Source organism: Pedobacter frigiditerrae (assembly GCF_032678705.1).
GTDB lineage: Bacteria > Bacteroidota > Bacteroidia > Sphingobacteriales > Sphingobacteriaceae > Pedobacter > Pedobacter frigiditerrae_A.
Map to the genome: position 1 here is coordinate 1,733,501 of NZ_JAVTSS010000001.1, position 25,277 is coordinate 1,758,777.

A 25,277-nucleotide genomic window follows, 5' to 3' on the forward strand; every position below is an offset into this window, starting at 1 on the left:
ACGCAAAGAAGAAGAGCTTATTTTCTTCGCGAAAGTCTTGGCGTTCTTTGCGTTTACCTTTTTTTAGAATAATGAACTTACACATCTTTAAATCGATCGCTGAACTTAACGAGAACTTAATTAAATACGTAATCGAAATTGCCAATGAGTCTATAGCAACAAAAGGCAGATTTGATTTTGTTTTAACTGGCGGAAACTCTCCTAAAGAACTTTATAAAGAGATATCAACCACGTTTAAAGACCAAATAGATTGGACCAAAGTATATTTCTTTTTTGGTGATGAAAGATATGTTTTGCCAGACCATAAAGATTACAATGGGTTAATGGCAAAGGAAACCTTGTTTAATAACCTACAAACTCCAGAAGACCACATTTTTTATTTCGACACCACTTTACCTGCTGCAGATGCTGCAAAAGCTTATAAAGCAGCCTTAGACAAACATTTTGGCGAAGAAGAAATTATATTCGATTTAATCCTTTTAGGAATGGGTGATGATGCACATACAGCCTCAATTTTCCCAAATACTGAGCTCATAAAAAGCATTCACCCTACAGTAGAATCTGTTTGGGTTGAAAAATTAGACACCTATCGCATCAGTTTAACTGCACCGCTAATCAATAAAGCTAAAAACATTGCCTTTATCACCTTCGGAGATAATAAAGCAAATGCCCTAAGACACGTAATTGGAGATGAACAAAAAGATTATTTTATTTATCCAGCGCAACTGATTAAACCTGTTGATGGCAATCTAGATTGGTTTGTTGATGATAAGGCTACAAGTTTATTGGACTTATAATATTAGCAAGTATCGGGTTTTATACCACTTAGGCATCCCCTACTTTTGTATGTATCAAAACGAATCAAATGAACACACAAGAGGAGTTAAACTACCATCGCATTGCGGAAGCAATTAGTTACTTACAAGAGAATTTTAAGACTCAGCCAGATTTAGATTTAATAGCAGAGAAAGTAAATTTAAGTCCATTTCATTTTCAAAGATTATTTACTGAATGGGCAGGCGTTAGTCCGAAAAAGTTCTTGCAATACCTTAGTTTATCTTATGCTAAAAATATGCTCAAAAATGAGCAAGCAACACTGTTTGAAGTAGCTTTTGAAACAGGTTTATCTGGAACAGGAAGACTCCATGACCTTTTTGTAAACATTGAAGGGATGACTCCAGGCGAATTTAAAAATGGTGGAGAAAATCTAATCGTAAATTACAATTACCACCATACTCCTTTTGGTAATTTATTAATCGCAGCTACAGCTAAGGGTGTTTGTTACATGGCATTTGCCGATGATGAAGCTTTAGCATTTGGAGAACTTCATCAACAACTGCCAAAAGCAAATTTCAATAAACTAACTGATAAAAATCAAGAAGATGCCTTACAGATTTTCGGCAGCAATTGGAAGGAAACAAAAAGTCTTAAACTCCATTTAAAAGGCACACCTTTTCAATTAAAAGTTTGGGAAATGCTGTTAAAAATTCCAAAAGGAAGCTTTACAACCTATGGTTCAATTGCCCAAAAAATTGGAAATGCAAATGCATCAAGGGCAGTTGGTTCAGCTATTGGCAGCAATCCCATTGCCTTTCTAATCCCTTGCCACCGCGTTATTCAATCGTCTGGCAATTTTGGTCAGTACCACTGGGGAAGTGTTCGTAAAACTGCAATGCTAGGTTGGGAAGCAGCCCAAACTAATTTAGCACAATTGTAATCATGGAAGCTTTATTTGATATAAAAAGCATTGATAGAGATGCTTTAGCAGAAGCAATGAATCAGAATGGTTATGCAATCATTAATAATAGCTTAGCCAATGAGCAATGCGATGAGTTGATTGCAAACTATAATCAAGCTGATTTATATCGAAAAACTGTAGTAATGGAACGTTATCGTTTTGGTTTGGGCGAATACAAATATTTCAATTATCCTTTACCTAACATCATTACCAACTTAAGAAACAGCTTATATCCATTACTCGCTCCAATAGCAAATAATTGGATGAAAGTATTGAACATAGATACCTCATATCCGTTAGTTTATAATGATTTTTTAAAACGCTGTCACGATAACGGACAAACCAAGGCAACTCCTCTAATTTTAAAATATGGAAAGGGTGGGTTTAATACGCTTCATCAAGATTTATATGGCGACATCTATTTTCCCATACAAATGGTTATATTTTTAAACGATGCAGATGTTGATTATACTGGGGGAGAATTTGTGTTGACTCAACAAAATGTAAGGGCACAATCGAAAGCGATTGTTTTAAAACCTAAAAGAGGTGATATTTTAATCTTCACGACAAACTTTAGACCTGTTAAAGGTTCAAAGGGATATTATAGAGCAATTATGAAACATGGTGTAAGTGAATTGCATAGCGGCGAACGTTATACTTTGGGCATTATATTTCACAATGCCTTGTCTTAAAAACAGATGGTTTCTTTAATTAAAAATTTTAAACTTTGTCAAACTTATAACCTGCCTTAAAAAAGTTTGACAATTTGTCTCTAAAATGGATTTATTCAACACTCAACCTGCTCAAAACATTAATCTTTTACCAGAAGGTGGAACAGTAAATTATTATGGAAAAATTATGTCTAATCAACAGGCTAATCATTATTATAATTGTCTTTTAGAAACCATTGAGTGGAAAAATGATGAAGCTGTGATTTTTGGAAAACATATCCTTACCAAAAGAAAAGTGGCTTGGTATGGAGATTATCCATTCGAATATACTTACTCTAATGTAACCAAACAGGCTTTAATTTGGACTAAAGAATTATTAGAATTAAAGGCACTGGCAGAGGATAAATCTGGTGAAACCTACAATTCGTGTTTATTAAATTTATATCACAGTGGTGATGAAGGAATGGCTTGGCATAGCGATGGGGAAAAGGATTTAAAGAAAAATGGAGCCATCGGTTCTATGAGTTTTGGCGCAGAGCGGAAATTTGCATTTAAACATAAAGAGACTAAACAAATTGTTTCTTTAATCTTAGAAAATGGAAGTTTACTGGTGATGAAGGATGAAACTCAAACCAATTGGCTGCATCGCTTACCGCCAACAAAGTTGATCAACAAACCAAGAGTTAATTTAACCTTTAGAAGTATTGTTCGTTAAATTATATCTCAAAGGTTAATCCTTCAATAGCAAGCTCAGTTTTAGGGAATACTGTTTTTGCTTCATCCAATAACTCACTTAAAGTCTTATATCTTGATGAAAAATGTCCAATCAGCAACTTCTTAGCACCAACTATTTGAGCGATTTCTGCTGCTTGTAGTGCAGTTGTGTGATGTGTTTCTTTTGCTCTATCTAACATTTCATGCAAGAATGTAGCCTCATGATAAAGTGTGTCGCAACCTTTTATGGTTTCGAAATAGCGTTCATCAAATAAGGTATCCGAACAATATGCATAAGATTTTGGTTCTGCAGAATCTGTAGTGTAATCTAAATTCTTAATGACATCACCATTGGGCAAATCTAAATCAACCCCTCGTTTTAATAATGGATATAATTCTACAGGGATATTATCTTGTTCCAATTTATCAATCAAGAGTTTTCTTAATCGCTTTTTCTCAGTAAACTTAAAACCAGTACAAGGAATGCGGTGATTTAAAATAATCGTTTCTACAGTAACGTCATTATTTTGGAAAATTACACCACTTTGAGTGGTATCCGTATAAAAATATACCAGCTCATATTTCAAATGTGTATCTGAATGTTTAAACTGAAGCTCAAGTATTTCTTGTAAAGCCGCAGGGCCATAAATGTAAAGAGGTTTTATACGACCATTTAGATGCATACTAGAAAGCAATCCAATTAACCCAAAGTAATGGTCGCCATGTAAGTGACTAATAAAAATATAGTCAATTTTAGAAGCTTTAAGGTTAAACTTAATTAACTGCTGTTGCGTTCCTTCGGCACAATCAATTAAATAAAACTTTTCATTACAATTTAATAATTGAGCTGTTGGATTTCTATTGTGAACCGGAGTAGCCGAGCTGCTACCCAAAATGGTTACTTCAAATTTCATTAGAAGTTATCCTTTATCTACACCTCCACGTAATTCTTTCTCTATTTCTTCCATAAAGATTAAATCTGTGGCTTCATCTAATTTATTTACAAACGTAACTGAATTATGAAGGTTTGACATCTTAACAATTTTTGCAATTGAATTGTTAACCCCTGTAACAACAAAAACACCTCCAGCACTTTTACAAAGTCTATCTCCTACTAAAAGACAGCTTAAATCCTGTGAATCATTACATTCTTCTACAACAGATAAGTCTAAAACTATATTACGATAGCCTTCAGTATTTAACAAAATAAATTCTGATTTTAATGCAGGCGTGTTGTCGTTGGTGAACCTTGGCTCGTCCAATTTTAGAACAACATATTTTTCGTGTTTATCTGTAGAGAATTTCATGATATGGTATTTTATTTAAACGAAAGTAACGATTATTAATTTGATAATAAATCCTTAATAGCATTTATCACATTTTGTTCTATTCTATTTACAATACTTGATGATGGGTTTTTAACAAACTTTTCGCCAACAATTTGCTCGTATAATTCTATGTAACGCTCTGAAATTGAATTCACAATCTCTGGTGTCATTTCAGGAATAAATTGCCCGTCTTTACCTTGAAAATTATTTTCAATTAACCATTTGCGTACAAATTCTTTAGACAATTGTTTTTGAGGCTCATTATTGTTTTGTCTTTCTTCATAACCATCAGCATAAAAATAACGAGATGAGTCTGGCGTATGAATTTCATCAATCAAATAAATCGTATCGCCAACTTTACCGAACTCATATTTGGTATCAACCAAAATCAATCCTCGCTCTGCGGCCATTTCTGTACCTCTTTTGTATAAAGCTTGGGTATAATTCTCTAAATTTTCGTAATCAACTAAAGAGACAATTCCTTTTGCTAAAATATCTTGTTTAGAAATATCTTCATCATGGCCAACAGCAGCCTTTGTGGTTGGAGTGATAATTGGTGTAGGTAACTTATCGTTTTCTTTTAGTCCTTCTGGCAATTCAACCCCACAAACGCTTCGTCTACCTGCGCTATATTCACGCCAAGCATGACCAGCTAAGTATCCCCTAATTACCATTTCAACCTTGTAAGGCTCACATATTCTGCCAATGGTAACCATTTCATCAGGTGTGGATAAAACCCAGTTAGGAACGATGTCTTTTGTAGCAGCTAAAAATTTAGCAGCAATTTGATTTAAAACTTGTCCTTTAAACGGAATTGCTTCTGGCAAAACAACATCAAATGCTGATATCCTGTCTGTTACAACCATTGCCATCAATTGGTCGTCTATCGTATAAACATCACGCACTTTACCTTTATAAAAATTGGTTTGTTGCGGGAAATTAAAATGGGTTTCTTTGATTGCTTTCATCGGGTATAAAAATATGAAAAAGATATGAGATGTGAGATATGAGATATGAGACTTCCTTTGCAAATACTGTGTTTAATACATTATCAAGGACTTAACTTAAAACAAAGAGCAAAAGTCGGAAAGAAGAAGTCCAAAGTATTAGCTTTAAAACAAAAAATCCGAAGAAAAAACTTACATTCTTTTCTTCGGATCTCTCTAAAAAATTTGTGCTTACTGAATATCTCCGTAAGCTTTAAGTATTGCTTTAACTAATTTATGCCTTACCACATCATCTCCATTTAAGTAAATGATATCTATGCCTTTAATTTCTTCTAAAATACGAAGCGCATTATGCAAGCCAGACTGTGCTTTTTTAGGTAAATCTATTTGAGTCACATCACCAGTTACAATAAATTTTGCTGTTGGCCCCATACGGGTCAAGAACATTTTTAATTGCAAATCTGTCGAGTTTTGTGCCTCATCTAAAATCACAAAACAGTTATCCAAAGTTCTCCCACGCATAAATGCCAAAGGCGCTACTTCGATAGTTCTGTTTTCTAAGTATAGTTTTAGTTTTTCTGGCGGAATCATGTCGTCCAAAGCATCATAAAGTGGACGTAAATATGGGTCTACCTTTTCTTTTAGGTCGCCTGGTAAAAATCCAAGGCTCTCTCCCGCTTCTACAGCTGGTCTCGTTAAAATGATTCTTTTGATTTCCTTATTCTTCAAAGCCCTTACTGCTAAAGCTACAGCTGTATAGGTTTTTCCAGTTCCGGCAGGGCCGATGGCAAAGAGCACATCGTTTTTACCTATGCTATCAACCATTTTACGCTGATTAGCTGTACGAGCTTTAATCATTAAGCCATGATTCCCAAAAACGATAACCTCACCTGTATTGGCTGCCGTTGGAGCATCATCAGGTTTTGCAGCAGTTTTTTTAGAACCTAAAATAGCTTCTACATCGTTATGTGAAAGCGTTCTGTACTTTTCAAGATGAGCAACTAGTTGTTCGAACTTTTGCTCAAAAGCCTTAAGCTCAGCCTCATCGCCCAACGCTTTTACGTCATTTCCTCTTGCTACAATTTTTAATTTTGGGAAAGCAGATTTGATTAACTCATAATGCTCATTGTTGGCACCCCAAAATTGTACTTGGTCTGTTGTTTCTAATGTTAGCTTTAGTTCGTTCAAAATATTGTATTTTTATTTAGGAGTGTATATTTTGATTTAAAAATTGAATATTTGTAGGCGATTTGCCTATACACAAGAATAAGAATAAATATTGAATTTTTAATGGCGATAATAACTTTAACAACAGATTTAGGTTCCAAAGATTTTTATCAGGCTGCTTTGAAAGGTAGTATCCTGAATATCTTGCCTACAGCTAATATTGTCGACATTACCCATGAAGTTCCATCATTTAATATTTCTTATGCTGCCTTTGTTTTAAAGAATGCTTATCCATATTTCCCTAAAAATACAGTTCACTTAATTGGTATTGATTCGGTATTTAGCGAGAATACAAAATACATCGCCTTGCGTTATAAAGACCACTATTTTGTTGGTGCCGATAACGGGATATTTTCTTTATTATTGGATGAAGCTCCTGATGAATTAGTGGAGTTAAATATCATGCAAGATTTAAAATATTTACACTTTCCATTAGTAGATATTTTTGTAAAAGCGGCCATTCATTTAGCTAAAGGTGGCAAATTAAAAGAGATTGGCGTACCTACAGGAGATATTGAGCAAAGGATGCTTCTACATCCTGTTATAGAGCGAGATATCATAAGAGGAAGCGTAATTTATATTGATACTTTTTGTAATGTAATTACAAATATTACTAAGGACCTTTTTACCAAGATACAACGCAATAGAGACTTCACTCTGTACTTTAGAAAAAGCGAAACCATCACTCAATTAAGCTGGCATTATAACGAAGTTCCAGAGGGAGAAAAGCTGTGTTTATTTGGTATTAGTAACCATTTAGAAATTGCCATTAACAAAGGCAAAGCTAGTGGTTTATTAGGCCTACATCTAAGCGATATTGTAAGGGTTGAGTTTCATCCTTAAAAGGTAAAAGACTAAAGCAGAAAGACCAAAGCATATATGTTAGTCACACTGAGCGTAGTCGAAGTGTTTAATTAAAGGTCTTCGACTCCCGATGAAATCGGGACAGCTTCGCTCAGACTGACATTAACTTAATATATTATATGCTAGTTCGTATTGTAAAAATGCACTTCACTCCTGCTTATGTTGATGAATTTAAGATTCTATTTAACAACATCAAACTATTGATATCAAATTTTGAGGGATGCAAAGGTGTTAAGTTATTGCAACACGAAACGGATGAAACCATCTTTTTTACGATCAGTAAATGGCAAAGTGCTGATGATTTAGAAAACTATAGAAAGTCTAATTTGTTTATAGAAACATGGGCAAAAGTTAGACCAAATTTCAGTAGTAAAGCCGAAGCTTGGAGTTTATTAGAACAATAAAAACATCATGATGATAAAAAAACTATTTTTTTTAACGCTAATCATTTTATCAACTTTAAAAATAAATGCACAAGATACGTCTGCGTATGAAATTCAGCGTGCTAAAATAAATGCATTACTGGCTCAAAGAAGTGCAAATTTCGGGCAATATGATGCTAGCTTGAATGCTAGGACGGGTATTTTCGGTTTTCAAACTAAAAGAGATATTAGAAACTCAAATGAAATTCTACGACAGATAGCATTAAATGATAATGATATTTTTAAGGAACTTAAGATTTTATTAGACTACAAGGATTTGCAGGTTGAGCAAGTTAAAACCGCAGTAAATACAACTTCGGAAAGTATTTTAAACTATAGAAAGACAATCAAAGATTTACAAGACCAAAATCAGACACTAAGTGATAATTTAGCTAAAGCAGAAGGCGCAAGTAGCATTGCTCATATTTTTATGTTTATCTTTTTAATTGGCTGTATTGCATTAGCTTATGTTTTATATCAAAAGATTAAATTGCTAAAGCGATATGAAAAAACAAGCATTTAAGCTCTTAGTAAAGTTGAATAAGGTTTTACTGCCAAGTTACTACAAGAAAGACCCAATGAAATTAACCACATTTCAAAAGGCGGTTTTAGGTTTTAAATATTGGGCTTTGATGAATTCACTCGAATAATAAGCTTAAAGCAAAAAGATTAAAGCACCTAGGAGGTTACAATTACGCTTTAGTCTTTTTGCTTTGGTCTTTAGTCTTTAGTCTTTCTTAAAATGGTCAATAATTAAATTAGCCAATTCAGTTCCAATTCTTTCTTGAGCCTCATTAGTTGAAGCCCCAATATGAGGAGTTAAAGATATTTTTGGGTGAGTTAATAATGCAGCTAACGGCGTTGGTTCGTTATCGAAAACATCTAGACCAGCGAAAGCTACTTTACCTGAATCTAAAGCGTTAATTAAAGCTTCTTCATCAATTGTACCACCACGAGAACAGTTTACAATTCCTACGCCTGGTTTCATTGCATCAAATTCTGCAGCGCCTAAAATTGGCTTATCTGCAAATGGTGTATGCAATGATATAAAGTCACTCTGTGCAATAACTTCAGCTAAGCTTACAGTTTGTACAGGAATATCTACTTTAATTCCTCCTTGCAAGTTTAAAGTAATGTTGCCGCTAAATGGAAATAAATCATAAGCTAAAACATTCATTCCTAAACCTAAAGCTACACTTGCTGTTTCTCTTCCAATTCTACCAAAACCAATAATACCAATTGTTTTGCCTCTTAGCTCGATACCTTTTGCATAAGCTTTCTTCAAATCGTTAAATTTGGTTGCCCCCTCTACTGGCATCTTACGATTTGCATCTTGCAAGAAACGAACACCAGTAAACAAATGTGAAAAAACCAATTCAGCTACTGATAAAGATGAAGCAGCTGGTGTATTTACTACATTTACACCTTTACCACGAGCGTAATCAACGTCGATATTATCCATTCCAACACCACCTCTACCAATTAATTTGATATTCGGACAAGCATCAATTAATGCTGCTCTAACTTTAGTTGCGCTACGAACAGTAATTGCATCGTAATTTAATAATGCTTCGGCTAATTGGTCTTGAGGAATTGTTTGTGTATCAACCTGAAAACCTGCATCTTCTAATAATTGTTTCCCAATTGGGTCTATGCCGTCGTTGGCAAGTATCTTAATCATATCTTTTTTATGTTTTCATTTGGAAGGACATTGTTTTTACAGCAATTACCTTCCAAAACTTAATTAAACTACTTATTGCTTTTGTTATAATTTTCTTCGAAAGTTTGCATTAAATCTATTAAAGCGTGAACGCTGGTAATAGGAAGTGCATTATACATTGATGCTCTGAATCCACCAACGCTTCTGTGCCCTTTCAATCCTTCAAAACCATTATCATCGGCAAATTTGGAGAATGACTTTTCTAGTTCAGGATTTTCCATTACAAAACAAATATTCATTCTAGAACGGTCTTCAACAGCACAAGTTCCTTTAAATAATGGATTTCTATCTATTTCTTTATATAGAGCATCAGCTTTTGCTTTATTTTCTTTTTCAATTTCGGCAATGCCACCTTTAGATTTTAACCAATTTAAGTTTAGCATAGCCACATAAATTGAAAATACAGGTGGGGTATTGTACATTGAATCGTTATCCTTGTAAGATGCATAGTCTAACATAGATGGAATTGCTCTTCCACTTTTGCCTAAAATTTCATCTTTAACAATTACAATTGTTAATCCGGCAGGGCCGATGTTTTTTTGAGCTCCAGCATAGATTATATCGTATTTAGAGACATCAATTACATGGCTCATGATATCAGATGACATGTCGCAAACTATAGGAACGTTAGTCTCTGGTAGATTGAACAATTCTGTCCCGTAGATGGTATTATTTGAAGTGTAATGAAAATATACACTATCTTCTGGGATTTCGTAATCTTTAGGAATGAAAGTAAAATTAGCTTCTTTAGAGGTAGCAACTACATTTGCTTTTCCAAAATTTTTAACCTCTTTAATCGCCTTGTTTGCCCAAACACCAGTTTCTAAATAAGCAGCTGTTTTTCCCTCTGGCAATAAGTTCATTGGAACCATTGCAAATTGCAAACTTGCGCCACCTTGTAAAAATAAAACAGAGTATCCAGATGGTACATTTAAAAGTTCTTTTACCAATTTATTAGCTTCTGCCATCACTTCCTCAAATTCAGGGCTACGATGCGAAATTTCTAAAATTGATAAACCGTCTTTAAAATCTAAAACAGCTCTAGAAGCTTGTTTAAATACCTCTTGTGGTAAAATACAAGGGCCTGCACCAAAATTATGTCTCATTATATATTAAGTTTTATTAATTGTTGTTCAATTTTTCTTTAAAGGCATTAATGAGCTCGCAAGCTCGGTTTATGATGGTAAATCTAGTAAATTAGTAGGACTTATTGATGGTTTTTGAACTTTAAAATTAATTTAAAATTGAACTGTCGGCCTGTTAAATAGTTAGGCACAGCATATTGAACATTGTCTACATCTTTTAACCACAAATAAGATACTGTGTTATTGATATTGAGCAAATTAAAGACTTCGAAATAAGCGATGAACGAACTAAAATATTTATCTAATAATTTTGGTTTTCTTAGTGCATAATCGTCTAAAAAATCTTTAGAAAAACCAATATCTACTCGTTTATAAGCTGGAATTTGAAAATTATCAGTGTAATGGTCACTTTGAGGAGAACCAAGTGGCAAACGAGAACCATAAAGCATATTTAAGTGCACTTTATAAGTAGGGCTTTTTAACAACCTATCTTGAAAAAACATTGAGAAATTAACCCTTTGGTCTGTAGGTCTTTTTAAATAACCTGGAAAAACTAAATTTTGACCGCTGTAGTAAGAATCACCTAAGATGTCTTGTTCAGCTTTCATAAACGATAGCCTAAAATAAGAAACCAAGTCTTTCACAAACTCTCCCCCTATGCTAAAGTCAGCACCTAAAGTTCTTCCTTTTGCGGTTTCGGACGATAAGTATTTAACCCTTACATTATCAATTACATAAGGAATTAATTTATCTATGTATTTGAAATAAACTTCCGAGCTAAATTTTAATCGCGTTCCTAATCCATCAAAAGCATAATCGAAACCTGCAGATGTATTATAAGAACGTTGTGCTTTCTGATTAAGGTTTAAAATTCCGTCATAAGCCCTTATGCTTCTATAAGTTGGCGGTTGCTGATAAACACCAGCGGAGAAACGTAAAATTTTATTGTTACTGGTTGGTCTATAAGCTAATAACAACCTCGGGCTTATTAAAATTTGCTCCGACAATGAATTGTAGCTCGCCCTCACTCCTAATTGCAAGTCTGTATTTTTTGCAATGTTATAACTGTCCTGGATATATGCTGTGTAATTATCTATATCAACATTGTTGGATATTTTGATTGACTGTTCTAAGAAGAACTTCTTTGAGTCGTATGGCAAAATATAACCCGCAGAATCTGTTAGATGGTATTCATTTAAGTCGTCTTTAAATTTATTTTGCTCAAACCTCACACCCCAAGAAAAAGTATGATTTTCAAAACTTTGGTCGGCCTTAATTTCCGAGCTAAATGTTTGAGAACTTAAACTATTTCTCGCATAATTTAAGTATGTCCCAATCCCTCTATTTACTCGAACTGTAGAAAAACCCCCTGATGCAAAGCCAGTTTCTAATTCATCAAAAATATATCTTCCCTCAATATCAAATCTTTCTCTCTCCTTTGTATTAAAATAACTATTTATCCATTTGATAACTACATTAGGTTTCGGACTGAAAATAGCAGTTACTGCACCACCTGCAGTTCTATAGCTATCAATTTCTTGCCCATTGTAAGCAATATTTAACCTAAGTTGAGTGTCTAATGTCCCAAACTGCGTTTCCCTATCTTCTGGCACTAATTTAAATTGCCCGAGATTAAAATTTGCCAATCCGCTTAAACTAAATTTATCAGAAAAATTATACTGATAAAGAAGCTGAGCATCACCGAAATTTGGATTATAACTACCCTTGTTATCTTGCTTATTTAATACACTACTATTGTTTTTATATCTTAGTCCTAATAAAAGAAAACTTTTATTAGCCACATATTTAGAGCTTAAAGATGTTCCCAAAAAACCTGTAGTTAACACCAATTGACTGCTATCGGGCTTATCATATTTAACATCCAAAACCGATGATAACTTATCTCCATATCGAGCTTCGAAACCTCCTGCAGAAAATTTTGCACGGGTTACTAAATCTCCATTTATAAAACTTAAACCTTCTTGCTGACCATTTCTAATTAAAATTGGTCTACTTATCTCAATATCATTTACATAGATTAAGTTTTCATCGAAATTACCGCCTCTAACACTATATTGGGAGCTTAATTCGTTATTAGTCGAAACTCCAGGAAGTGTTTTTAAAATGGCTTCAAAGTTACCGGAGACGGATGGTAAAGAAGATAAATCAGCAATATTAATGGTGCTTGTATTACTTAACTGATTTTGTTTGTTGGTTACAGTAACTTGCTCTAATTCGTTAATATTCGGTACTAAAATGGCATCTCTAATGATACGTCCAGCAACCTTTTCATTGATTTTTATATTGATAGGTTTATAACCTAGCAAACTGTATTTAAGCGTAAATGAAGTAGTTTTAGAATAGATGGTGTAACTGCCATCTTCGGCTGTTAATGTACTTTCTTGCTGACCTAAAACAGCAACTGTAACTTGTTGTAGCGGGTTAAATTTTAAATCTTGAATTTTACCTGTAACCCTAATCAAAGGTTGAGCATTTACCAAAGTAAAGCTCAAAAGTAAAGTCAAGATTAACAGATAAGCCCTCAACATTTAAAGATTAATTAAATTTCTTGTAAGCTTACATCGATATTTTTCATATCAGCAATCATTTGGATTTGATTGCTTGCTGCAAAAATGGCATTACCAGCAACAAAGGCATTTGCACCGGCTTTTATTAAACTTGCTGTATTTGAAACGCTTACTCCTCCATCAACTTCAATTATTAAATTCGGGTTGATTTCATTAGCCAGCTTCCTCAGTTCTGTTATTTTATTTAAGGATTGAGGGATAAATTGCTGTCCGCCAAAACCTGGATTTACCGACATGATTAAAACCATATCTAAATCTGCCAAAATATCTTTTAGCAAACCTACAGGAGTATGCGGATTAAGCGCCACACTAGCTTTACAACCAGCGGCTTTTATCATTTGTATCACTCTGTGTAAATGCGGACAAGCCTCGTAATGAACGGTAATGATAGCTGCACCTCCATTTGCAAATTCTTGAATGTACTTTTCAGGATTTACAATCATTAAATGAACATCTAATGGTTTTTTAGCATACTTTTTAACAGCTTTTAATACAGGGAAACCAAAAGAAATATTCGGCACAAATACACCATCCATCACATCCACATGGAACCAATCAGCTTCGCTATTATTTATCATTTCAATATCGCGTTGCAGATTAGCAAAATCAGCAGAGAGTATAGATGGAGCTATGATGTGTTTCATTTTATTGGTTTGTATCTTCTCTTAATTTTTTGATATTCTCAAGTTCAATAATATCAATTTGGTCTTTTGGTCTATTTGCAGCTCTTTTAGCTTCAATTAATTGGTTGATATGTAAGAATGGTATTTCTAAATCATAAATTGTAGCAATTGAAGCATATTCAAAACTTTTATCGAAACCATATTCTTCTAACCCCTTAACAGATGTCATTATATCCATTCTTAGACTGTTATCCAAATGAAAATCGGTCCAGCCTGGAATAAATTCCATTGTTTCTAACAATTTATAATCTCCTAATCCATACGAGTTAAAAGCTTTTCTTAGGTTTTTTCTATTTTCTAGGCTATCTTTTATCCAAATATCAATGTCATCAGTTGTACGATGAAAGCCATGTAAATTTGTAGCTACTCCCCCAATCATTATGAACTCTACCTTATTATCTAAAAGTGAGCGCCATAATTTCAGTATCTCATCATCAAAAACATCCATAAATTAATCCATTTTTTTATGGATAATCTTCGCAGATTTCAATATTACGTTCATTTTCATTAGCCTTGCCATGGTATGAAAACGCTCTGTATAAGAACTGGATAAAGCTTTAAGCAATAAGTCCTCTTCAGCTTTTTTATAATCAGCTAATGGTTCTTCAACTATGTTAGTTTTGCTTTTCATATCAATATATGCAAGTTACAAAAGAAGTAGGGAACTTTGTAATGACAAGCTTAAAATTTTAGCAAACCTTATTTAAATAAACTGGATTGCAGCGGCATCCTTTTTAAATTGTTTTTTAGCGAAGCGAACAATTTAAAAAGATACAGCGAAAAGCCAGACTACCATTGCTATAAAACGCTAAAATTGCTTTTCAAAAAATGATAACAGTAAAACGAGATTCTTCGCTTCGCTCTGAATGACAAATCTAAAAAACAAAAAATCTTTCAAAAAACCGATAAGGTCTAATTTCCATTAATCAAATTTTGTCATTCCGAGGCACGAGGAATCTCTCTATTAGATTCTTCGCTATCGCTACCGATGTAAAATCGGTACAAGTCTTGGATGACAAACATGAAAAACAAAAACCCTTCCAGTAAAACTGAAAGGGTTAGTATATTAAAGTTCCCTTTAGGGAATTTAGGGGTTATGCTTGTGGAGCTGTAGGTTTTTCAGGTCTTGGCAACAAAACTTTACGAGAAAGTTTCATTTTACCTTGTTTATCTACATCTAACAATTTAACTTCTATTTTATCGCCTTCTTTTAAAACGCCATCCATAGTTTCTAAACGCTCCCATGAAATTTCAGAGATGTGTAATAAACCATCTTTACCTGGCATGATTTCTACGAATGCACCAAATGGCATGATAGATTTCACTTTACCTTGGTAAGTAGCACCAATTTCTGGTTTAGCAGCAATTGCATTGATACGTGCAACGGCAGCATCAATTGCAGCTTTGTTATCAGCAAAAATTTCAACGATACCTTTGTTACCAACCTCTTCGATAGAGATAGATGCACCAGTTTCGCGTTGCATTTCTTGAATGATTTTACCGCCTGGGCCTATTACCGCACCAATAAATTCTTTATCAATACTTAAAGAAACGATACGTGGAGCGTGTGGTTTTAAATCTTCATTAGGTGCAGCGATGGTTTTAGCCATTTCACCTAAAATATGTAAACGACCTTCTTTAGCTTGTAATAAAGCCTTAGTTAACACATCGTAAGATAAACCGTTGATTTTTAAATCCATTTGACAAGCAACGATACCATTTTTAGTACCTGTTACTTTAAAGTCCATATCTCCTAAGTGATCTTCATCACCTAAAATATCTGAAAGGATAGCGTATTTACCAGTTTTCTCATCAGTAATTAAACCCATTGCAATACCAGAAACCGGAGATTTGATTTTAATACCAGCATCCATTAATGCTAAAGTACCAGCACAAACAGTTGCCATTGATGATGAACCGTTTGATTCTAAAATATCAGAAACAATACGGATAGTGTATGGATTTTCTGCTCCTTCTGGTAACACTTTTTTCAACGAACGTTGAGCTAAAGCACCGTGACCAATTTCTCTACGTCCAGCACCTCTATTAGGTCTAACCTCACCAGTTGAGAAACCAGGGAAATTATAGTGTAATAAGAATTTATTGTAACCATTAAAGAAAGCACCGTCAATCATTTGCTCATCGTCTTTACTACCTAAAGTAACCGATGTTAAAGATTGAGTTTCGCCACGAGTAAATACTGCAGAACCGTGAGCTGCAGGTAAATAACCTACTTCACTCCAAATTGGACGAATTTCAGTTGTTTTACGCCCGTCTAAACGAATTCCTTCATCTAATAAAAGATTTCTAATTGCATCGTACTGCACATCATGGTAATAATGCTTAGCCATTGCTTTAGTTAAATCTGCAGTATCTTCTGGCATTGCTGCGAAGAAATCATTAATAATTGCAGTGAAACCAACTTTACGCTCATCTTTATTAGAACCAGATTTCGCAACTGCGTAAACTTTATCGTAAGTATCAGCGTAAACCTTAGCTTTTAAATCAGCATCGTGATCTTCGTGGTTGTATTCACGTTTTACAGTTTTGCCAGTAGCTTCAGTTAATTCAACTTGAACAGCACATTGAACTTTAATTGCAGCATGTGCAAATTTTAAAGCTTCAACCATCTCGTCTTCTTGAATTTCATCACACTCACCTTCAACCATACCTATATCGTTAGCCGAACCAGCAACCATAAATTCTAAAGTTGCACGTTCTAATTCGCTAGCTAATGGGTTGATTACCAATTTGCCATCAATTTTAGCTACGCGTACTTCAGATATTGGACCGTTAAAAGGAATATCAGAAACTGATAAAGCTGCAGATGCTGCTAAACCAGCTAAACAATCTGGCATGATATCTTTATCAGCCGAGATTAATGAAATCATTACTTGTGTATCAGAGTGATAATCTGAAGGGAACATAGGGCGTAAAGCTCTATCAACCAAACGAGAAATTAACACTTCATAGTCAGATAATCTTGCCTCACGACGTAAAAATCCTCCTGGAATACGGCCAGTAGCCGCATATTTTTCTTGATAATCTACCGATAATGGTAAAAAATCTGTACCTGGTTTGGCACCTACAGTAGATACAACTGTTGCTAACAACATGGTATCTCCCATTTTAACTACAACAGAACCATCAGCTTGTTTAGCTAATTTACCTGTTTCAATTTCTACAATTCTTCCATCGCCTAAATCAAACGATTTTTTTATTACATTCATATTTAATTGTTGTGATCTGCTTTTCCTCTTTCGAACAGATCGAGTTTATATATATTTTCTTCGAGTATTAAACGAAAAAAAGCCACTCTAAAAGAATGGCTTTTATTAACATTACACCGATTTGATGATATCTCTAAGCGATAAAGCTTTGATGATAGCACGATAACGATTAATATCTTTTTTAAATAAGTACGCCAAAATACCGCGACGTTTACCTACTAATTTTTGAAGTGACAACTGAGTAGAGAAATCTTTACGATTTTTCTTTAAGTGTTCTGTTAAGTGCGCAATACGGTATGTAAATAACGCTACTTGACCTTCTGCAGAACCAGTGTTGGTTTCTACTTCGCCGTGTTGTTTAAAGATTTCGGCTTTCTTTTCTGGACTTAAATACATTCTTGAATGGTACTAAAGTTTATAATTAATTAATTGAGCGCAAAGATAAGGTAAGTTTAGTATAAAAACAAGTGCTGTCATCGGATGGATATATGCAGTTTTCCAATTTTCATCCGATGTCTACTTTTAAGTTAAAGATTTGAAAATCAGAAACAGTAAGTCTTTAGGTTATTACAGTGCCGCCCTAGCTTCTGCCGTGAAGGCGGCATCTCGCTAAGTCGCCTGCCTGCCGGACAGGCAGGGGTTTATTTAACAAAGGTAAAAGTTCTTTTAAAGGGCTTGTTTCCCAAACATCTAATGGAATTTCACACAACCTTTAACCGTCCGTATAAGCTCGGTATACCGTCGGTTGACCGTCGATATAGGCTTTTCGACGGTAAACCGACGGTGACTTGACGGAGAGCCGACGGTGAAAATGCATTATTTTGACATTCTAAATCATAAAATCGTTTACTTTTGCAACGATGGAAAAAAATCAATTCAGCATCTTCGAAACAGAGTTAAATGTTCGTCCAGACGATATAGATATGTTTAACCATGTGCATAACAGCAAATACCTTGATTATGTATTGGCTGCTCGTTATGAGCAAATGGATAAATTTTACGGAATGAGCTGGCAAACTTTTACGGAACAAGGTTTTGGTTGGGTTGTAGCAAAAGTTATCATCAACTTTAAACGCCCATTGAAACTAGGCGACCAAATGTTGGTAAGAACAGGCATTTTAGAAATGAACGAAAAAGGAAGTAATGTTCAATTCGAAATCATCAATAAAGCTACCGGAAAAGTATCTTCTGATGGGATTTTTGAATATGTAATGATAGATTTAACCACTCAACGTTCTTGCAAGGTTACTGACGAAATGATTAAAGCTTATAGTATTTAGATGTTGACTTCGTCGCTTTAGGATGATTAAACATAACTATATAATTTACTAACGTACCTCGTTAAACTATAACACCTCCAATGTCAGCCTAACAAACTGATAATCAAGTTAAATTTTTCTCTTTAAATTTATTTTATATTTTTGCAACATCAAACTCTATTGAACCATGATAGTATCGAGGGGAAAATTTGGCTGTTAACAGCTAAATCCACAGTCTTTTATCAAATAATTGATGCTTAAAACAATAAGCATCTTATGGTTTATATCTTATATTTTTCAAATGTTACAATCTTCTAAGACCAAGGGTGGTCTTTCTAATTTTTTTTCAGTTTTATGGCAAGCAATTATTGGCAAAGAAACTGATTATACAGCTATCAGTATCAGAAAAGCAATTGTGCTGTTAGCAATCCCGATGATGCTAGAAATGATTTTCGAATCAATTTTTGCATTGGTTGATTTGTATTTTGTAGGTCACTTACCTAACAGTGGTCACGCCATGCAAACAGTAGGCTTAACAGAATCTGTACTTACCATTATTTATTCTCTTGCAATTGGCATGAGTATGGCAGCAACCGCTGTTGTTGCTCGTAGAATTGGAGAAAAAAATCCAGAAGCTGCTGCAAAAGCTGGCATGCAAACCATTGTTTTGGCCATGATTATCAATGTAATCATCAGTGTTGTAGGCGTAATATTCGCGAAGAATATTTTGTTGATAATGGGCGCATCAGAAGAAACAGCAACACAAGGAACAACTTTTGTTAAAATCATGATGGGAAGTAGTACAGTAATTATGCTTCTATTTTTAATCAATGGTATTTTTAGAGGTGCTGGCAATGCATCTATCGCCATGCAAAGTTTATTAATTGCCAATATTGCAAATTGTATTCTGTGTCCATTATTTATTAGGGGTTTAGGTCCAATTTCTGCTTTCGGTCTAACTGGTGCTGCAATTGCTACGGCTTTAGGTCGAGGAATTGGAGTGAGTTATCAGATTTTCCATTTAGTACGAGGAAATAGTTCACTTAAAATTAAGTTAGCTTATTTTAAACCTCATTGGGAACAAATGAAAGCCATTATTAAAATTGCTGCTCCGGGCATTTTGCAGTTCGTAATTGCTTCATGTAGTTGGATATTTTTAGCGCAATTAGTAGCAACAACTGGTGGAGATAATGCTTCTGCTGGTTATCAGACCGCTTTACGTTTAATGATGTTTTTTATGTTGCCTGCTTGGGGCTTAAGTAATGCTGCAGCTACATTAGTTGGGCAAAATATGGGTGCTGGGCATATGGATAGAGCAGAAAAATCTGTTTTTACAACAATGAAATATACCACCATTTTCATGGCAACAGTTACCGTGTTATTTTTAACCTGTGGACCAATTTTCGCTTCATTTTTCACTAATGATGAAGCAATTAAAAAAGTTGCAGTTGAAGCTTTAAGGACATTAAGTTATGGTTTTGTACTTTATGGAGTTGGGATGGTTTTAATAAGTGCATTTAACGGTGCTGGCGATACTTGGACACCAACGAGGATAAACGTAATTGCCTTTTGGCTTTTTCAAATTCCTTTTGCTTACTTTTTAGCTAAGTACTTAGATTTAGGCCCAACAGGTGTTTTTATTGCTGTACCAACTGCAGAGGTCGGAATTACGCTAGCTGCCTTTATCTTATTTAAAAAAGGTAAATGGAAGCATAAAGTGGTTTAGAAAATTAAAAAGGAATCTCAAGTAAATATTGCTTGGGATTCCTTTTTTTAGGCGTTTAGATTTGAAAAACAATGCCAGTGTGCTATGGCAATTATAGCCCCGCCATTTGTCGCCTGCCTGCCGGCAGGCAGGGGTTTATATAACAAAGCCAGTAGTTCTTGGCAAGTTTTCTATGCAAGCTTACAATAGCAATTGTGCAAAGGTTTATGCAAAAACTTTGTTTATAAACCAGTCCCGATAGCTATCGGGAGCAGTGGAAATCCATTTTCCAAAGCACTCTTCAGGGATTTAAGGAAAAAGATTGCAACGAAAAGCAGGGCTTTATTAGCTAAGAACCACTGCCTTTCATTTTCAAAAAAAAGAAAAATATTTGTTCAGTGTAATAACCTAATTAAATAGACTCTTCTACAATCTGCGTATAAAAATCTTTTAATTGCATACCGTAAGCGGCAACTTGTTGAGGAATAAAACTAGTGATGGTTTGTCCGGGAATGGTATTAATTTCTATAAAAAAGAATTTACCTGTTTCGTGTTCTAAAAAGTAATCTATACGCACTACACCGTTACAATTCAATTTTTCGTAAACCGCCTTAACGACTTCCTCTACCCTATTTTTCTCTTCATCTGTCATCCTCCCAGGCGTAATTTCTTCGGATGCACCAGGTGTATATTTTGCTTCAAAATCAAAAAACTCATTTGATGGAATAACTTCCGTAGCAGGTAAAACCTTTATTTCGCCTTTCGCTTTAAAAACACCGACAGAAAACTCTCGACCTTCTACAAATTCTTCAATTAAAATTTGGTCGTCTTCTTTAAAAGCTTTTTCTAAAGCAGGCTCCAAATCATCAGCATGCTTAACTTTTGTCATTCCGATACTGCTACCGCCACTATTTGGCTTAACAAAATAAGGCAATTTTAATTCAGCCTTAATGTTAGTGATGTCGAAACTTGTGTTTCTAAAAATCTGTACCGACTTGGCAACATTTAGGTCTTTTATTCCATTTACAATTGCTTTTGTATAGCCTTTATTCATCGTAATTGCAGATGTTAAAGCATTGCAGGTTGTATATGGCAAGCCAATCATATCAAAATACCCTTGCAATTTTCCATCTTCACCAGGGGAACCATGGATGGCAATAAAAACACCATCGAATTTAATTTTACGGCCAGCAATGGTTAATGAAAAATCGTTTTTATCAATCGCTACTTTAACAGAGTCTGCTGGTTCGTAAAACCAGCCACTTTCGTTTAGCATTATTTTATAAACTTCAAATTTATCTGAATCTAGATTTTGAGCAATGGTAGCTGCGCTTTTAACAGATACAACCCATTCTCCAGTAGTTCCGCCAGTTAATAATGCAATAGTTTTCTTCATGTTATTAAAAATATACATCCAAAAATATAAATTAGTTTGATGCAGATTTGATTTTAATTGAGATAAAATATTTTTTTAAACTAAATTTGAACGTTATACATCTATCACGAGAAAAATAAATGAGCAACTTTATTGCCTACCTTAAAACAAAGTCTTTTAGAAACAATCTCATTGCGGCAATTGGTACCGTTATAGGTATTTTATTAATTGCCTTTTTTAGTTTAAGATATTATACCAAACACGGCGAAGGTTTAAATGTACCAGAATTAAAAGGCTTGCCTTTGGCTCAAGCTGTAAGTAAATTAGAAGATTTAGGTTTACGTTATGAAATAGACTCTGTTTATGTAATGGATAAACCTCCAGGGATTGTGACCGACCAAGACCCTGATGCCAATACTTTTGTTAAAGGAAACAGAACTATTTACCTGACTATAAATACAGCTCAAGCGCCAAATGTAAAATTCCCAGATATTGAGAATAAATCCTTAAGAGAAGCACAAGCCATTTTAGAAAGCTATAGATTAAAATTGGGCGATACCACTTACAAACCTGATGTTGCTAAAGATGTAGTATTAGAAGCTTATTTTGGTGGTCAATTAATTAGAAGTGGTGAAGTTTTACCGACAGGCTCTAGAATTAACTTAACACTTGGCGATGGAAGAGGCGCAGAAGATATAGAACTACCTAATTTAGAAGGCTTTACAATTGATGAAGCCAAGTTCGCGTTAAGAGGTTCTATGTTAACCCTAGGAACTATAACTTGGGAAGGTCCAGTAACAGATTCTGCTACTGCGATTGTAGTAACCCAATTCCCTTTAGTGGCAGACACCTTAGTAAAAGTTAAAATTGGCACACCTGTAAACATTACCCTTTCAAACAAACCAAAAAATTAGTATTAAAAATGATTTTAGAACACGATAAAAAAGCAAAAAAAAGCACAAAAATTATATTGGCCATTATATTAGTTGCCTTGGCTGTAGGCGGGTATTTTGGTTTAAATATTTATAAAACCTATTTAGCAGGAAACATCACAGGAAACCAGAAATACATTTACGTTAAAACAGGTATGGATTATGATGGTTTTTTGCACAATTTATTGGAAAAAGGCATATTGAAAAATCCTGACGCATTTAAAGAGGCCGCAGAAAAGATGAACTTGCCGAAGAGCCTAAAGCCTGGGCGTTATGCTGTAAAGGAAGGAATGAATAACCGTACCCTAATCAATAAGTTAAAGGCAGGTAATCAGGATGCGGTGAAACTGAAATTTCAAAATATTAGAAAAAAGGAAAATTTTGCGGCTTACTTAGCTAAAAATATGGAAGCCGATTCTTTGTCTTTCATTAAAGTATTAGATTCGGCAGCTTTGGTAGAAAAATATGGCTTTACGACAGAAAATGTTTATACCCTATTCATTCCTAACACCTACGAATTGTATTGGAATGTAAGTCCGACAGAGTTTTTTGAGAAAATGGTAAAACAATACAACAAATTCTGGACTGAAGAGCGTAAAAACAAAGCAAAAGCATTAAACCTAACGCCTATTCAAGTTTCAATTTTAGCTTCTATTGTAGATTCCGAAGCACTTTACGACAAAGAAATGCCAACCATTGCAGGTTTATACTTAAATCGTTTAAATAAAGGTATCTTATTGCAGGCAGACCCAACAGTGATTTTTGCAAATGATGATTTTACCATTAAACGTGTGCTTAACTCACATTTGGCTCTAGATTCTAGATACAACACCTACAAATATGCTGGCTTGCCTCCTGGACCAATCATGATGCCAAGTATCAATGCAATTGACGCCGTTCTTAACAGAGAAAACAACAACTATATTTATATGTGTGCCAAGGAGGATTTCTCTGGTTATCATGCTTTTGCAGAGACAAGAGAACAACATGAGATTAATGCGAATAAATATAGAGCAGCAATGAACAAACGTAATATCTATAAATAATGTTTGTATTTGAAAGCAAAGTTAAGGTTCGCTATGTAGAAACCGACCAAATGGGTGTTGTTCATCATAGTAACTATGCCCAATATTACGAAGTTGCAAGAACCGAATGTTTTGAAGCTTGTTCTGGCATGACCTACGAAACAATGGAGGCTGAAGGAGTAATGTTGCCGATTTTGGAGATGCAATCTAAATTTTTAAAGCCAGCATTATATAATCAAACATTAACCATCAAATCTATTGTTAAGGAAAAACCTTCTATAAAATTAACTGTAGATTATGAAATTTATAATGAGGCAAATGAGTTAATTAATATAGGTAAAACGGTTTTAGTATTTGTAAATAAATCAACAAGAAGACCTTGCCAACCACCTCCAAATTTTATGGAGAACGTAAGGCAATACTTTATATAAAAAATGAATTGGGTACATAAACAGTTATTAAAACTCAGAATCTATTCGTTATTTATCGAGTGGACAAAAGTTTGTGTATTGCCTGGTTTTAGCCCTCTACCACTTTATACAGTTGCCACATTCTTTTTCAAAGAGATAGGAAAAGAAGCTTTAGTAAACAAGGCTTCATCATTATCCTATAACTTTATGCTGGCAATTTTTCCTGCCATCATTTTCTTGTTTACCTTAATTCCTTACATACCAAAAAGCATCGGTTTTCAGGACACCCTGATGGATTTGTTGGCTTTAGTATTACCAAATAATGCTTATTTAGCTTTTGAAACGACAATCATTGAAATTGTAAACATTCAAAACGGCAGCTTACTTTCTGTGGGTTTTGTATTATCCTTGTTTTTTGCAACCAATGGCGTTCATAAATTGATGGTTGCCTTTAACAAATCGTCTCTCGTAGTAGAAACCAGAACTTGGGTAAAACAACGAATGGTAGCTGTAGTTTTAACGGTCGTAATTGCCTTATCTGTTATTGTGTGTATTGTAGCAATGGCCATGGGCGAAATTGTATTAAACTACCTGCAAAGAGAGTTACATTATAAAGGTGGTATTACGTTGTTTGCAATTGATGTGGTTAGGTGGTTGTTATTAGGCACATTATACTTCATCACAGTTTCCATTTTATATCGTTACGGACCAGCCCATGCAAAAAAATGGAAATTCTTTAGTGCTGGTTCCTGGTTTGCTACCATACTTGCTTTTTTAACCATTTGGGGATTTTCTTTCTACATCAACAACTTTGGTTCTTACAATAAAATCTACGGTTCAATCGGTACTTTAATTGTTGTAATGATTTGGCTTTATCTAAATTCTTTGATTTTATTAGTAGGTTTTGAGCTAAATGCAAGTGTAGATTTATCAAAACGCAGCGTAAAAATCATTAGACCGAACTTCAATCTGTTCAAAAAATCAACTCCTGTTGATGAAAAACTAAGCAAAACGTAATTTTTTATTGCTCTGTTTTAGGCGCTTAGCATCTTTTTTAAAAAAACATTCATTCACAGTTTGCAGATTTAAACAGGATTTGTACTTTTGTCGCGGAGAGTTGGCAGAGTGGTCGATTGCGGCAGTCTTGAAAACTGTTGACTTGTCAAAGGGTCCGCGGGTTCGAATCCCCCACTCTCCGCATAAACTAAAGCCTTTAGTGAAAACTAGAGGCTTTTTTTATACATCAAGTTTTAGAATGTTTATTTTAGTAGCAGTCAAAATTGCACTATATCAAATTTTACATATCTTAATCCAATAAACACGTTCACACCATTTGAATACCAAATAAATCCTT

The 25,277-nt window shown here is 34.4% G+C and carries 26 protein-coding genes and 1 tRNA gene; 14 read left to right on the plus strand and 13 right to left on the minus strand.

Going from position 1 to position 25,277, the window contains the following annotated elements:
* The first annotated feature begins 71 nt into the window (after nucleotides 1–71).
* From pgl to R2Q59_RS06895, 4 genes are all read left to right on the plus strand, one after another.
* Nucleotides 72–797 (plus strand): 6-phosphogluconolactonase, encoded by a 726-nt coding sequence (pgl, locus tag R2Q59_RS06880; protein ID WP_316784680.1) that lies wholly within the window; start codon nucleotides 72–74, stop codon nucleotides 795–797.
* A 68-nt stretch (nucleotides 798–865) separates the two neighbouring features.
* The gene (locus R2Q59_RS06885; RefSeq protein ID WP_316767251.1) at nucleotides 866–1,717 is read left to right on the plus strand and encodes a methylated-DNA--[protein]-cysteine S-methyltransferase; all 852 of its coding nucleotides are present in this window, start codon (nucleotides 866–868) and stop codon (nucleotides 1,715–1,717) included.
* 2 nt (nucleotides 1,718–1,719) lie between these two features.
* Entirely contained in the window at nucleotides 1,720–2,430 is a 711-nt protein-coding gene (locus R2Q59_RS06890) for a 2OG-Fe(II) oxygenase (RefSeq protein ID WP_316784682.1), read from the plus strand.
* An 85-nt stretch (nucleotides 2,431–2,515) separates the two neighbouring features.
* Nucleotides 2,516–3,124, plus strand: a complete 609-nt coding sequence (locus R2Q59_RS06895; protein WP_316784684.1) for an alpha-ketoglutarate-dependent dioxygenase AlkB family protein — start codon at nucleotides 2,516–2,518, stop codon at nucleotides 3,122–3,124.
* 1 nt (nucleotide 3,125) lies between these two features.
* On the opposite strand, the gene R2Q59_RS06900 is transcribed toward R2Q59_RS06895, so the two are convergent.
* The 4 genes from R2Q59_RS06900 to R2Q59_RS06915 all read right to left on the minus strand — a co-directional run bounded on the left by R2Q59_RS06900 (nucleotide 3,126) and on the right by R2Q59_RS06915 (nucleotide 6,586).
* The gene (locus R2Q59_RS06900; RefSeq protein ID WP_316784686.1) at nucleotides 3,126–4,037 is read right to left on the minus strand and encodes a ribonuclease Z; all 912 of its coding nucleotides are present in this window, start codon (nucleotides 4,035–4,037) and stop codon (nucleotides 3,126–3,128) included.
* 6 nt (nucleotides 4,038–4,043) lie between these two features.
* Nucleotides 4,044–4,430, minus strand: a complete 387-nt coding sequence (locus tag R2Q59_RS06905; protein WP_316784688.1) for an STAS domain-containing protein — start codon at nucleotides 4,428–4,430, stop codon at nucleotides 4,044–4,046.
* 35 nt (nucleotides 4,431–4,465) lie between these two features.
* Nucleotides 4,466–5,419 carry a phosphoribosylaminoimidazolesuccinocarboxamide synthase gene (locus tag R2Q59_RS06910; protein ID WP_316767260.1) on the minus strand — a complete coding sequence of 318 codons (954 nt, stop codon included), beginning with the start codon at nucleotides 5,417–5,419 and terminating at the stop codon, nucleotides 4,466–4,468.
* Nucleotides 5,420–5,629: 210 nt separating this feature from the next.
* Nucleotides 5,630–6,586 carry a PhoH family protein gene (locus R2Q59_RS06915; protein ID WP_316784690.1) on the minus strand — a complete coding sequence of 319 codons (957 nt, stop codon included), beginning with the start codon at nucleotides 6,584–6,586 and terminating at the stop codon, nucleotides 5,630–5,632.
* A 102-nt stretch (nucleotides 6,587–6,688) separates the two neighbouring features.
* Here R2Q59_RS06915 and R2Q59_RS06920 point away from each other — a divergent pair, with 102 nt between their 5' ends.
* The 3 genes from R2Q59_RS06920 (at nucleotide 6,689) to R2Q59_RS06930 (ending at nucleotide 8,434) form a co-directional block, all read left to right on the plus strand.
* Nucleotides 6,689–7,468, plus strand: a complete 780-nt coding sequence (locus tag R2Q59_RS06920) for an S-adenosyl-l-methionine hydroxide adenosyltransferase family protein (RefSeq protein WP_131553968.1) — start codon at nucleotides 6,689–6,691, stop codon at nucleotides 7,466–7,468.
* 140 nt (nucleotides 7,469–7,608) lie between these two features.
* Nucleotides 7,609–7,893: an antibiotic biosynthesis monooxygenase gene (locus R2Q59_RS06925; RefSeq protein ID WP_316767267.1), complete on the plus strand. Its 285-nt coding sequence runs from the start codon at nucleotides 7,609–7,611 to the stop codon at nucleotides 7,891–7,893.
* A 7-nt stretch (nucleotides 7,894–7,900) separates the two neighbouring features.
* Nucleotides 7,901–8,434, plus strand: a complete 534-nt coding sequence (locus tag R2Q59_RS06930) for a hypothetical protein (RefSeq protein ID WP_316767269.1) — start codon at nucleotides 7,901–7,903, stop codon at nucleotides 8,432–8,434.
* Nucleotides 8,435–8,638: 204 nt separating this feature from the next.
* Here the strand turns inward: R2Q59_RS06930 and R2Q59_RS06935 are convergent, their stop codons facing one another.
* The 8 genes from R2Q59_RS06935 to rpsO form a co-directional block, all read right to left on the minus strand.
* Nucleotides 8,639–9,592, minus strand: coding sequence for a D-2-hydroxyacid dehydrogenase (locus R2Q59_RS06935; RefSeq protein WP_316767273.1), 954 nt, complete (start codon nucleotides 9,590–9,592; stop codon nucleotides 8,639–8,641).
* A gap of 68 nt (nucleotides 9,593–9,660) precedes the next feature.
* Nucleotides 9,661–10,737: a 3-phosphoserine/phosphohydroxythreonine transaminase gene (gene serC / locus R2Q59_RS06940; RefSeq protein ID WP_316784692.1), complete on the minus strand. Its 1,077-nt coding sequence runs from the start codon at nucleotides 10,735–10,737 to the stop codon at nucleotides 9,661–9,663.
* A gap of 101 nt (nucleotides 10,738–10,838) precedes the next feature.
* Nucleotides 10,839–13,241, minus strand: a complete 2,403-nt coding sequence (locus R2Q59_RS06945; protein ID WP_316784693.1) for a carboxypeptidase-like regulatory domain-containing protein — start codon at nucleotides 13,239–13,241, stop codon at nucleotides 10,839–10,841.
* A 35-nt stretch (nucleotides 13,242–13,276) separates the two neighbouring features.
* Nucleotides 13,277–13,948 (minus strand): ribulose-phosphate 3-epimerase, encoded by a 672-nt coding sequence (gene rpe, locus R2Q59_RS06950; RefSeq protein WP_316767278.1) that lies wholly within the window; start codon nucleotides 13,946–13,948, stop codon nucleotides 13,277–13,279.
* A 1-nt stretch (nucleotide 13,949) separates the two neighbouring features.
* Nucleotides 13,950–14,435 carry a DUF6036 family nucleotidyltransferase gene (locus tag R2Q59_RS06955; protein ID WP_316767280.1) on the minus strand — a complete coding sequence of 162 codons (486 nt, stop codon included), beginning with the start codon at nucleotides 14,433–14,435 and terminating at the stop codon, nucleotides 13,950–13,952.
* A gap of 3 nt (nucleotides 14,436–14,438) precedes the next feature.
* On the minus strand, nucleotides 14,439–14,618 hold the full coding sequence (locus R2Q59_RS06960; protein WP_316767282.1) for a hypothetical protein: 180 nt from the start codon (nucleotides 14,616–14,618) through the stop codon (nucleotides 14,439–14,441).
* Between the two features lie 463 nt (nucleotides 14,619–15,081).
* The gene (gene pnp, locus R2Q59_RS06965) at nucleotides 15,082–17,217 is read right to left on the minus strand and encodes a polyribonucleotide nucleotidyltransferase (protein WP_316784694.1); all 2,136 of its coding nucleotides are present in this window, start codon (nucleotides 17,215–17,217) and stop codon (nucleotides 15,082–15,084) included.
* 111 nt (nucleotides 17,218–17,328) lie between these two features.
* Nucleotides 17,329–17,613: a 30S ribosomal protein S15 gene (rpsO, locus tag R2Q59_RS06970; RefSeq protein WP_131553977.1), complete on the minus strand. Its 285-nt coding sequence runs from the start codon at nucleotides 17,611–17,613 to the stop codon at nucleotides 17,329–17,331.
* Between the two features lie 464 nt (nucleotides 17,614–18,077).
* Between rpsO and R2Q59_RS06975 the strand changes: the two genes are divergently transcribed.
* Entirely contained in the window at nucleotides 18,078–18,497 is a 420-nt protein-coding gene (locus R2Q59_RS06975) for an acyl-CoA thioesterase (protein ID WP_316784695.1), read from the plus strand.
* Nucleotides 18,498–18,777: 280 nt separating this feature from the next.
* A complete protein-coding gene (locus tag R2Q59_RS06980; RefSeq protein WP_316784696.1) occupies nucleotides 18,778–20,202 on the plus strand; it encodes an MATE family efflux transporter in 1,425 nt (474 codons plus the stop codon).
* 391 nt (nucleotides 20,203–20,593) lie between these two features.
* Here the strand turns inward: R2Q59_RS06980 and R2Q59_RS06985 are convergent, their stop codons facing one another.
* On the minus strand, nucleotides 20,594–21,577 hold the full coding sequence (locus R2Q59_RS06985) for a D-alanine--D-alanine ligase (protein WP_316784697.1): 984 nt from the start codon (nucleotides 21,575–21,577) through the stop codon (nucleotides 20,594–20,596).
* A 119-nt stretch (nucleotides 21,578–21,696) separates the two neighbouring features.
* On the opposite strand from R2Q59_RS06985, the gene R2Q59_RS06990 reads away from it, so the two are divergent.
* The 5 genes from R2Q59_RS06990 (at nucleotide 21,697) to R2Q59_RS07010 (ending at nucleotide 25,121) form a co-directional block, all read left to right on the plus strand.
* Nucleotides 21,697–22,470 (plus strand): PASTA domain-containing protein, encoded by a 774-nt coding sequence (locus tag R2Q59_RS06990; RefSeq protein WP_316784698.1) that lies wholly within the window; start codon nucleotides 21,697–21,699, stop codon nucleotides 22,468–22,470.
* An 8-nt stretch (nucleotides 22,471–22,478) separates the two neighbouring features.
* Nucleotides 22,479–23,534, plus strand: a complete 1,056-nt coding sequence (mltG, locus tag R2Q59_RS06995) for an endolytic transglycosylase MltG (protein ID WP_316767298.1) — start codon at nucleotides 22,479–22,481, stop codon at nucleotides 23,532–23,534.
* Nucleotides 23,534–23,944 carry a thioesterase family protein gene (locus R2Q59_RS07000; protein ID WP_316784699.1) on the plus strand — a complete coding sequence of 137 codons (411 nt, stop codon included), beginning with the start codon at nucleotides 23,534–23,536 and terminating at the stop codon, nucleotides 23,942–23,944. The genes mltG and R2Q59_RS07000 overlap by 1 nt, the downstream gene beginning before the upstream one ends.
* Nucleotides 23,945–23,947: 3 nt before the next feature.
* Entirely contained in the window at nucleotides 23,948–24,940 is a 993-nt protein-coding gene (locus R2Q59_RS07005) for a YihY/virulence factor BrkB family protein (protein WP_316784701.1), read from the plus strand.
* Between the two features lie 94 nt (nucleotides 24,941–25,034).
* A tRNA-Ser gene (locus tag R2Q59_RS07010) sits at nucleotides 25,035–25,121 on the plus strand.
* Nucleotides 25,122–25,277: the final 156 nt, after the last annotated feature.

Coding starts and splice junctions, on each gene's coding strand:
- R2Q59_RS06900 (WP_316784686.1), bottom strand. CDS start 4,037: ATGAAATTTGAAGTAACCATTTTGGGTAGCAGCTCGGCTACTCCGGTT.
- R2Q59_RS06985 (WP_316784697.1), bottom strand. CDS start 21,577: ATGAAGAAAACTATTGCATTATTAACTGGCGGAACTACTGGAGAATGG.
- rpe (WP_316767278.1), bottom strand. CDS start 13,948: ATGAAACACATCATAGCTCCATCTATACTCTCTGCTGATTTTGCTAAT.
- serC (WP_316784692.1), bottom strand. CDS start 10,737: ATGAGACATAATTTTGGTGCAGGCCCTTGTATTTTACCACAAGAGGTA.
- R2Q59_RS07000 (WP_316784699.1), top strand. CDS start 23,534: ATGTTTGTATTTGAAAGCAAAGTTAAGGTTCGCTATGTAGAAACCGAC.
- R2Q59_RS06920 (WP_131553968.1), top strand. CDS start 6,689: ATGGCGATAATAACTTTAACAACAGATTTAGGTTCCAAAGATTTTTAT.
- R2Q59_RS06930 (WP_316767269.1), top strand. CDS start 7,901: ATGATGATAAAAAAACTATTTTTTTTAACGCTAATCATTTTATCAACT.
- R2Q59_RS06890 (WP_316784682.1), top strand. CDS start 1,720: ATGGAAGCTTTATTTGATATAAAAAGCATTGATAGAGATGCTTTAGCA.
- R2Q59_RS06925 (WP_316767267.1), top strand. CDS start 7,609: ATGCTAGTTCGTATTGTAAAAATGCACTTCACTCCTGCTTATGTTGAT.
- pnp (WP_316784694.1), bottom strand. CDS start 17,217: ATGAATGTAATAAAAAAATCGTTTGATTTAGGCGATGGAAGAATTGTA.
- R2Q59_RS06975 (WP_316784695.1), top strand. CDS start 18,078: ATGGAAAAAAATCAATTCAGCATCTTCGAAACAGAGTTAAATGTTCGT.
- R2Q59_RS07005 (WP_316784701.1), top strand. CDS start 23,948: ATGAATTGGGTACATAAACAGTTATTAAAACTCAGAATCTATTCGTTA.
- R2Q59_RS06960 (WP_316767282.1), bottom strand. CDS start 14,618: ATGAAAAGCAAAACTAACATAGTTGAAGAACCATTAGCTGATTATAAA.
- R2Q59_RS06990 (WP_316784698.1), top strand. CDS start 21,697: ATGAGCAACTTTATTGCCTACCTTAAAACAAAGTCTTTTAGAAACAAT.
- R2Q59_RS06980 (WP_316784696.1), top strand. CDS start 18,778: ATGTTACAATCTTCTAAGACCAAGGGTGGTCTTTCTAATTTTTTTTCA.
- mltG (WP_316767298.1), top strand. CDS start 22,479: ATGATTTTAGAACACGATAAAAAAGCAAAAAAAAGCACAAAAATTATA.
- R2Q59_RS06895 (WP_316784684.1), top strand. CDS start 2,516: ATGGATTTATTCAACACTCAACCTGCTCAAAACATTAATCTTTTACCA.
- R2Q59_RS06935 (WP_316767273.1), bottom strand. CDS start 9,592: ATGATTAAGATACTTGCCAACGACGGCATAGACCCAATTGGGAAACAA.
- R2Q59_RS06910 (WP_316767260.1), bottom strand. CDS start 5,419: ATGAAAGCAATCAAAGAAACCCATTTTAATTTCCCGCAACAAACCAAT.
- R2Q59_RS06885 (WP_316767251.1), top strand. CDS start 866: ATGAACACACAAGAGGAGTTAAACTACCATCGCATTGCGGAAGCAATT.
- rpsO (WP_131553977.1), bottom strand. CDS start 17,613: ATGTATTTAAGTCCAGAAAAGAAAGCCGAAATCTTTAAACAACACGGC.
- R2Q59_RS06955 (WP_316767280.1), bottom strand. CDS start 14,435: ATGGATGTTTTTGATGATGAGATACTGAAATTATGGCGCTCACTTTTA.
- R2Q59_RS06905 (WP_316784688.1), bottom strand. CDS start 4,430: ATGAAATTCTCTACAGATAAACACGAAAAATATGTTGTTCTAAAATTG.
- pgl (WP_316784680.1), top strand. CDS start 72: ATGAACTTACACATCTTTAAATCGATCGCTGAACTTAACGAGAACTTA.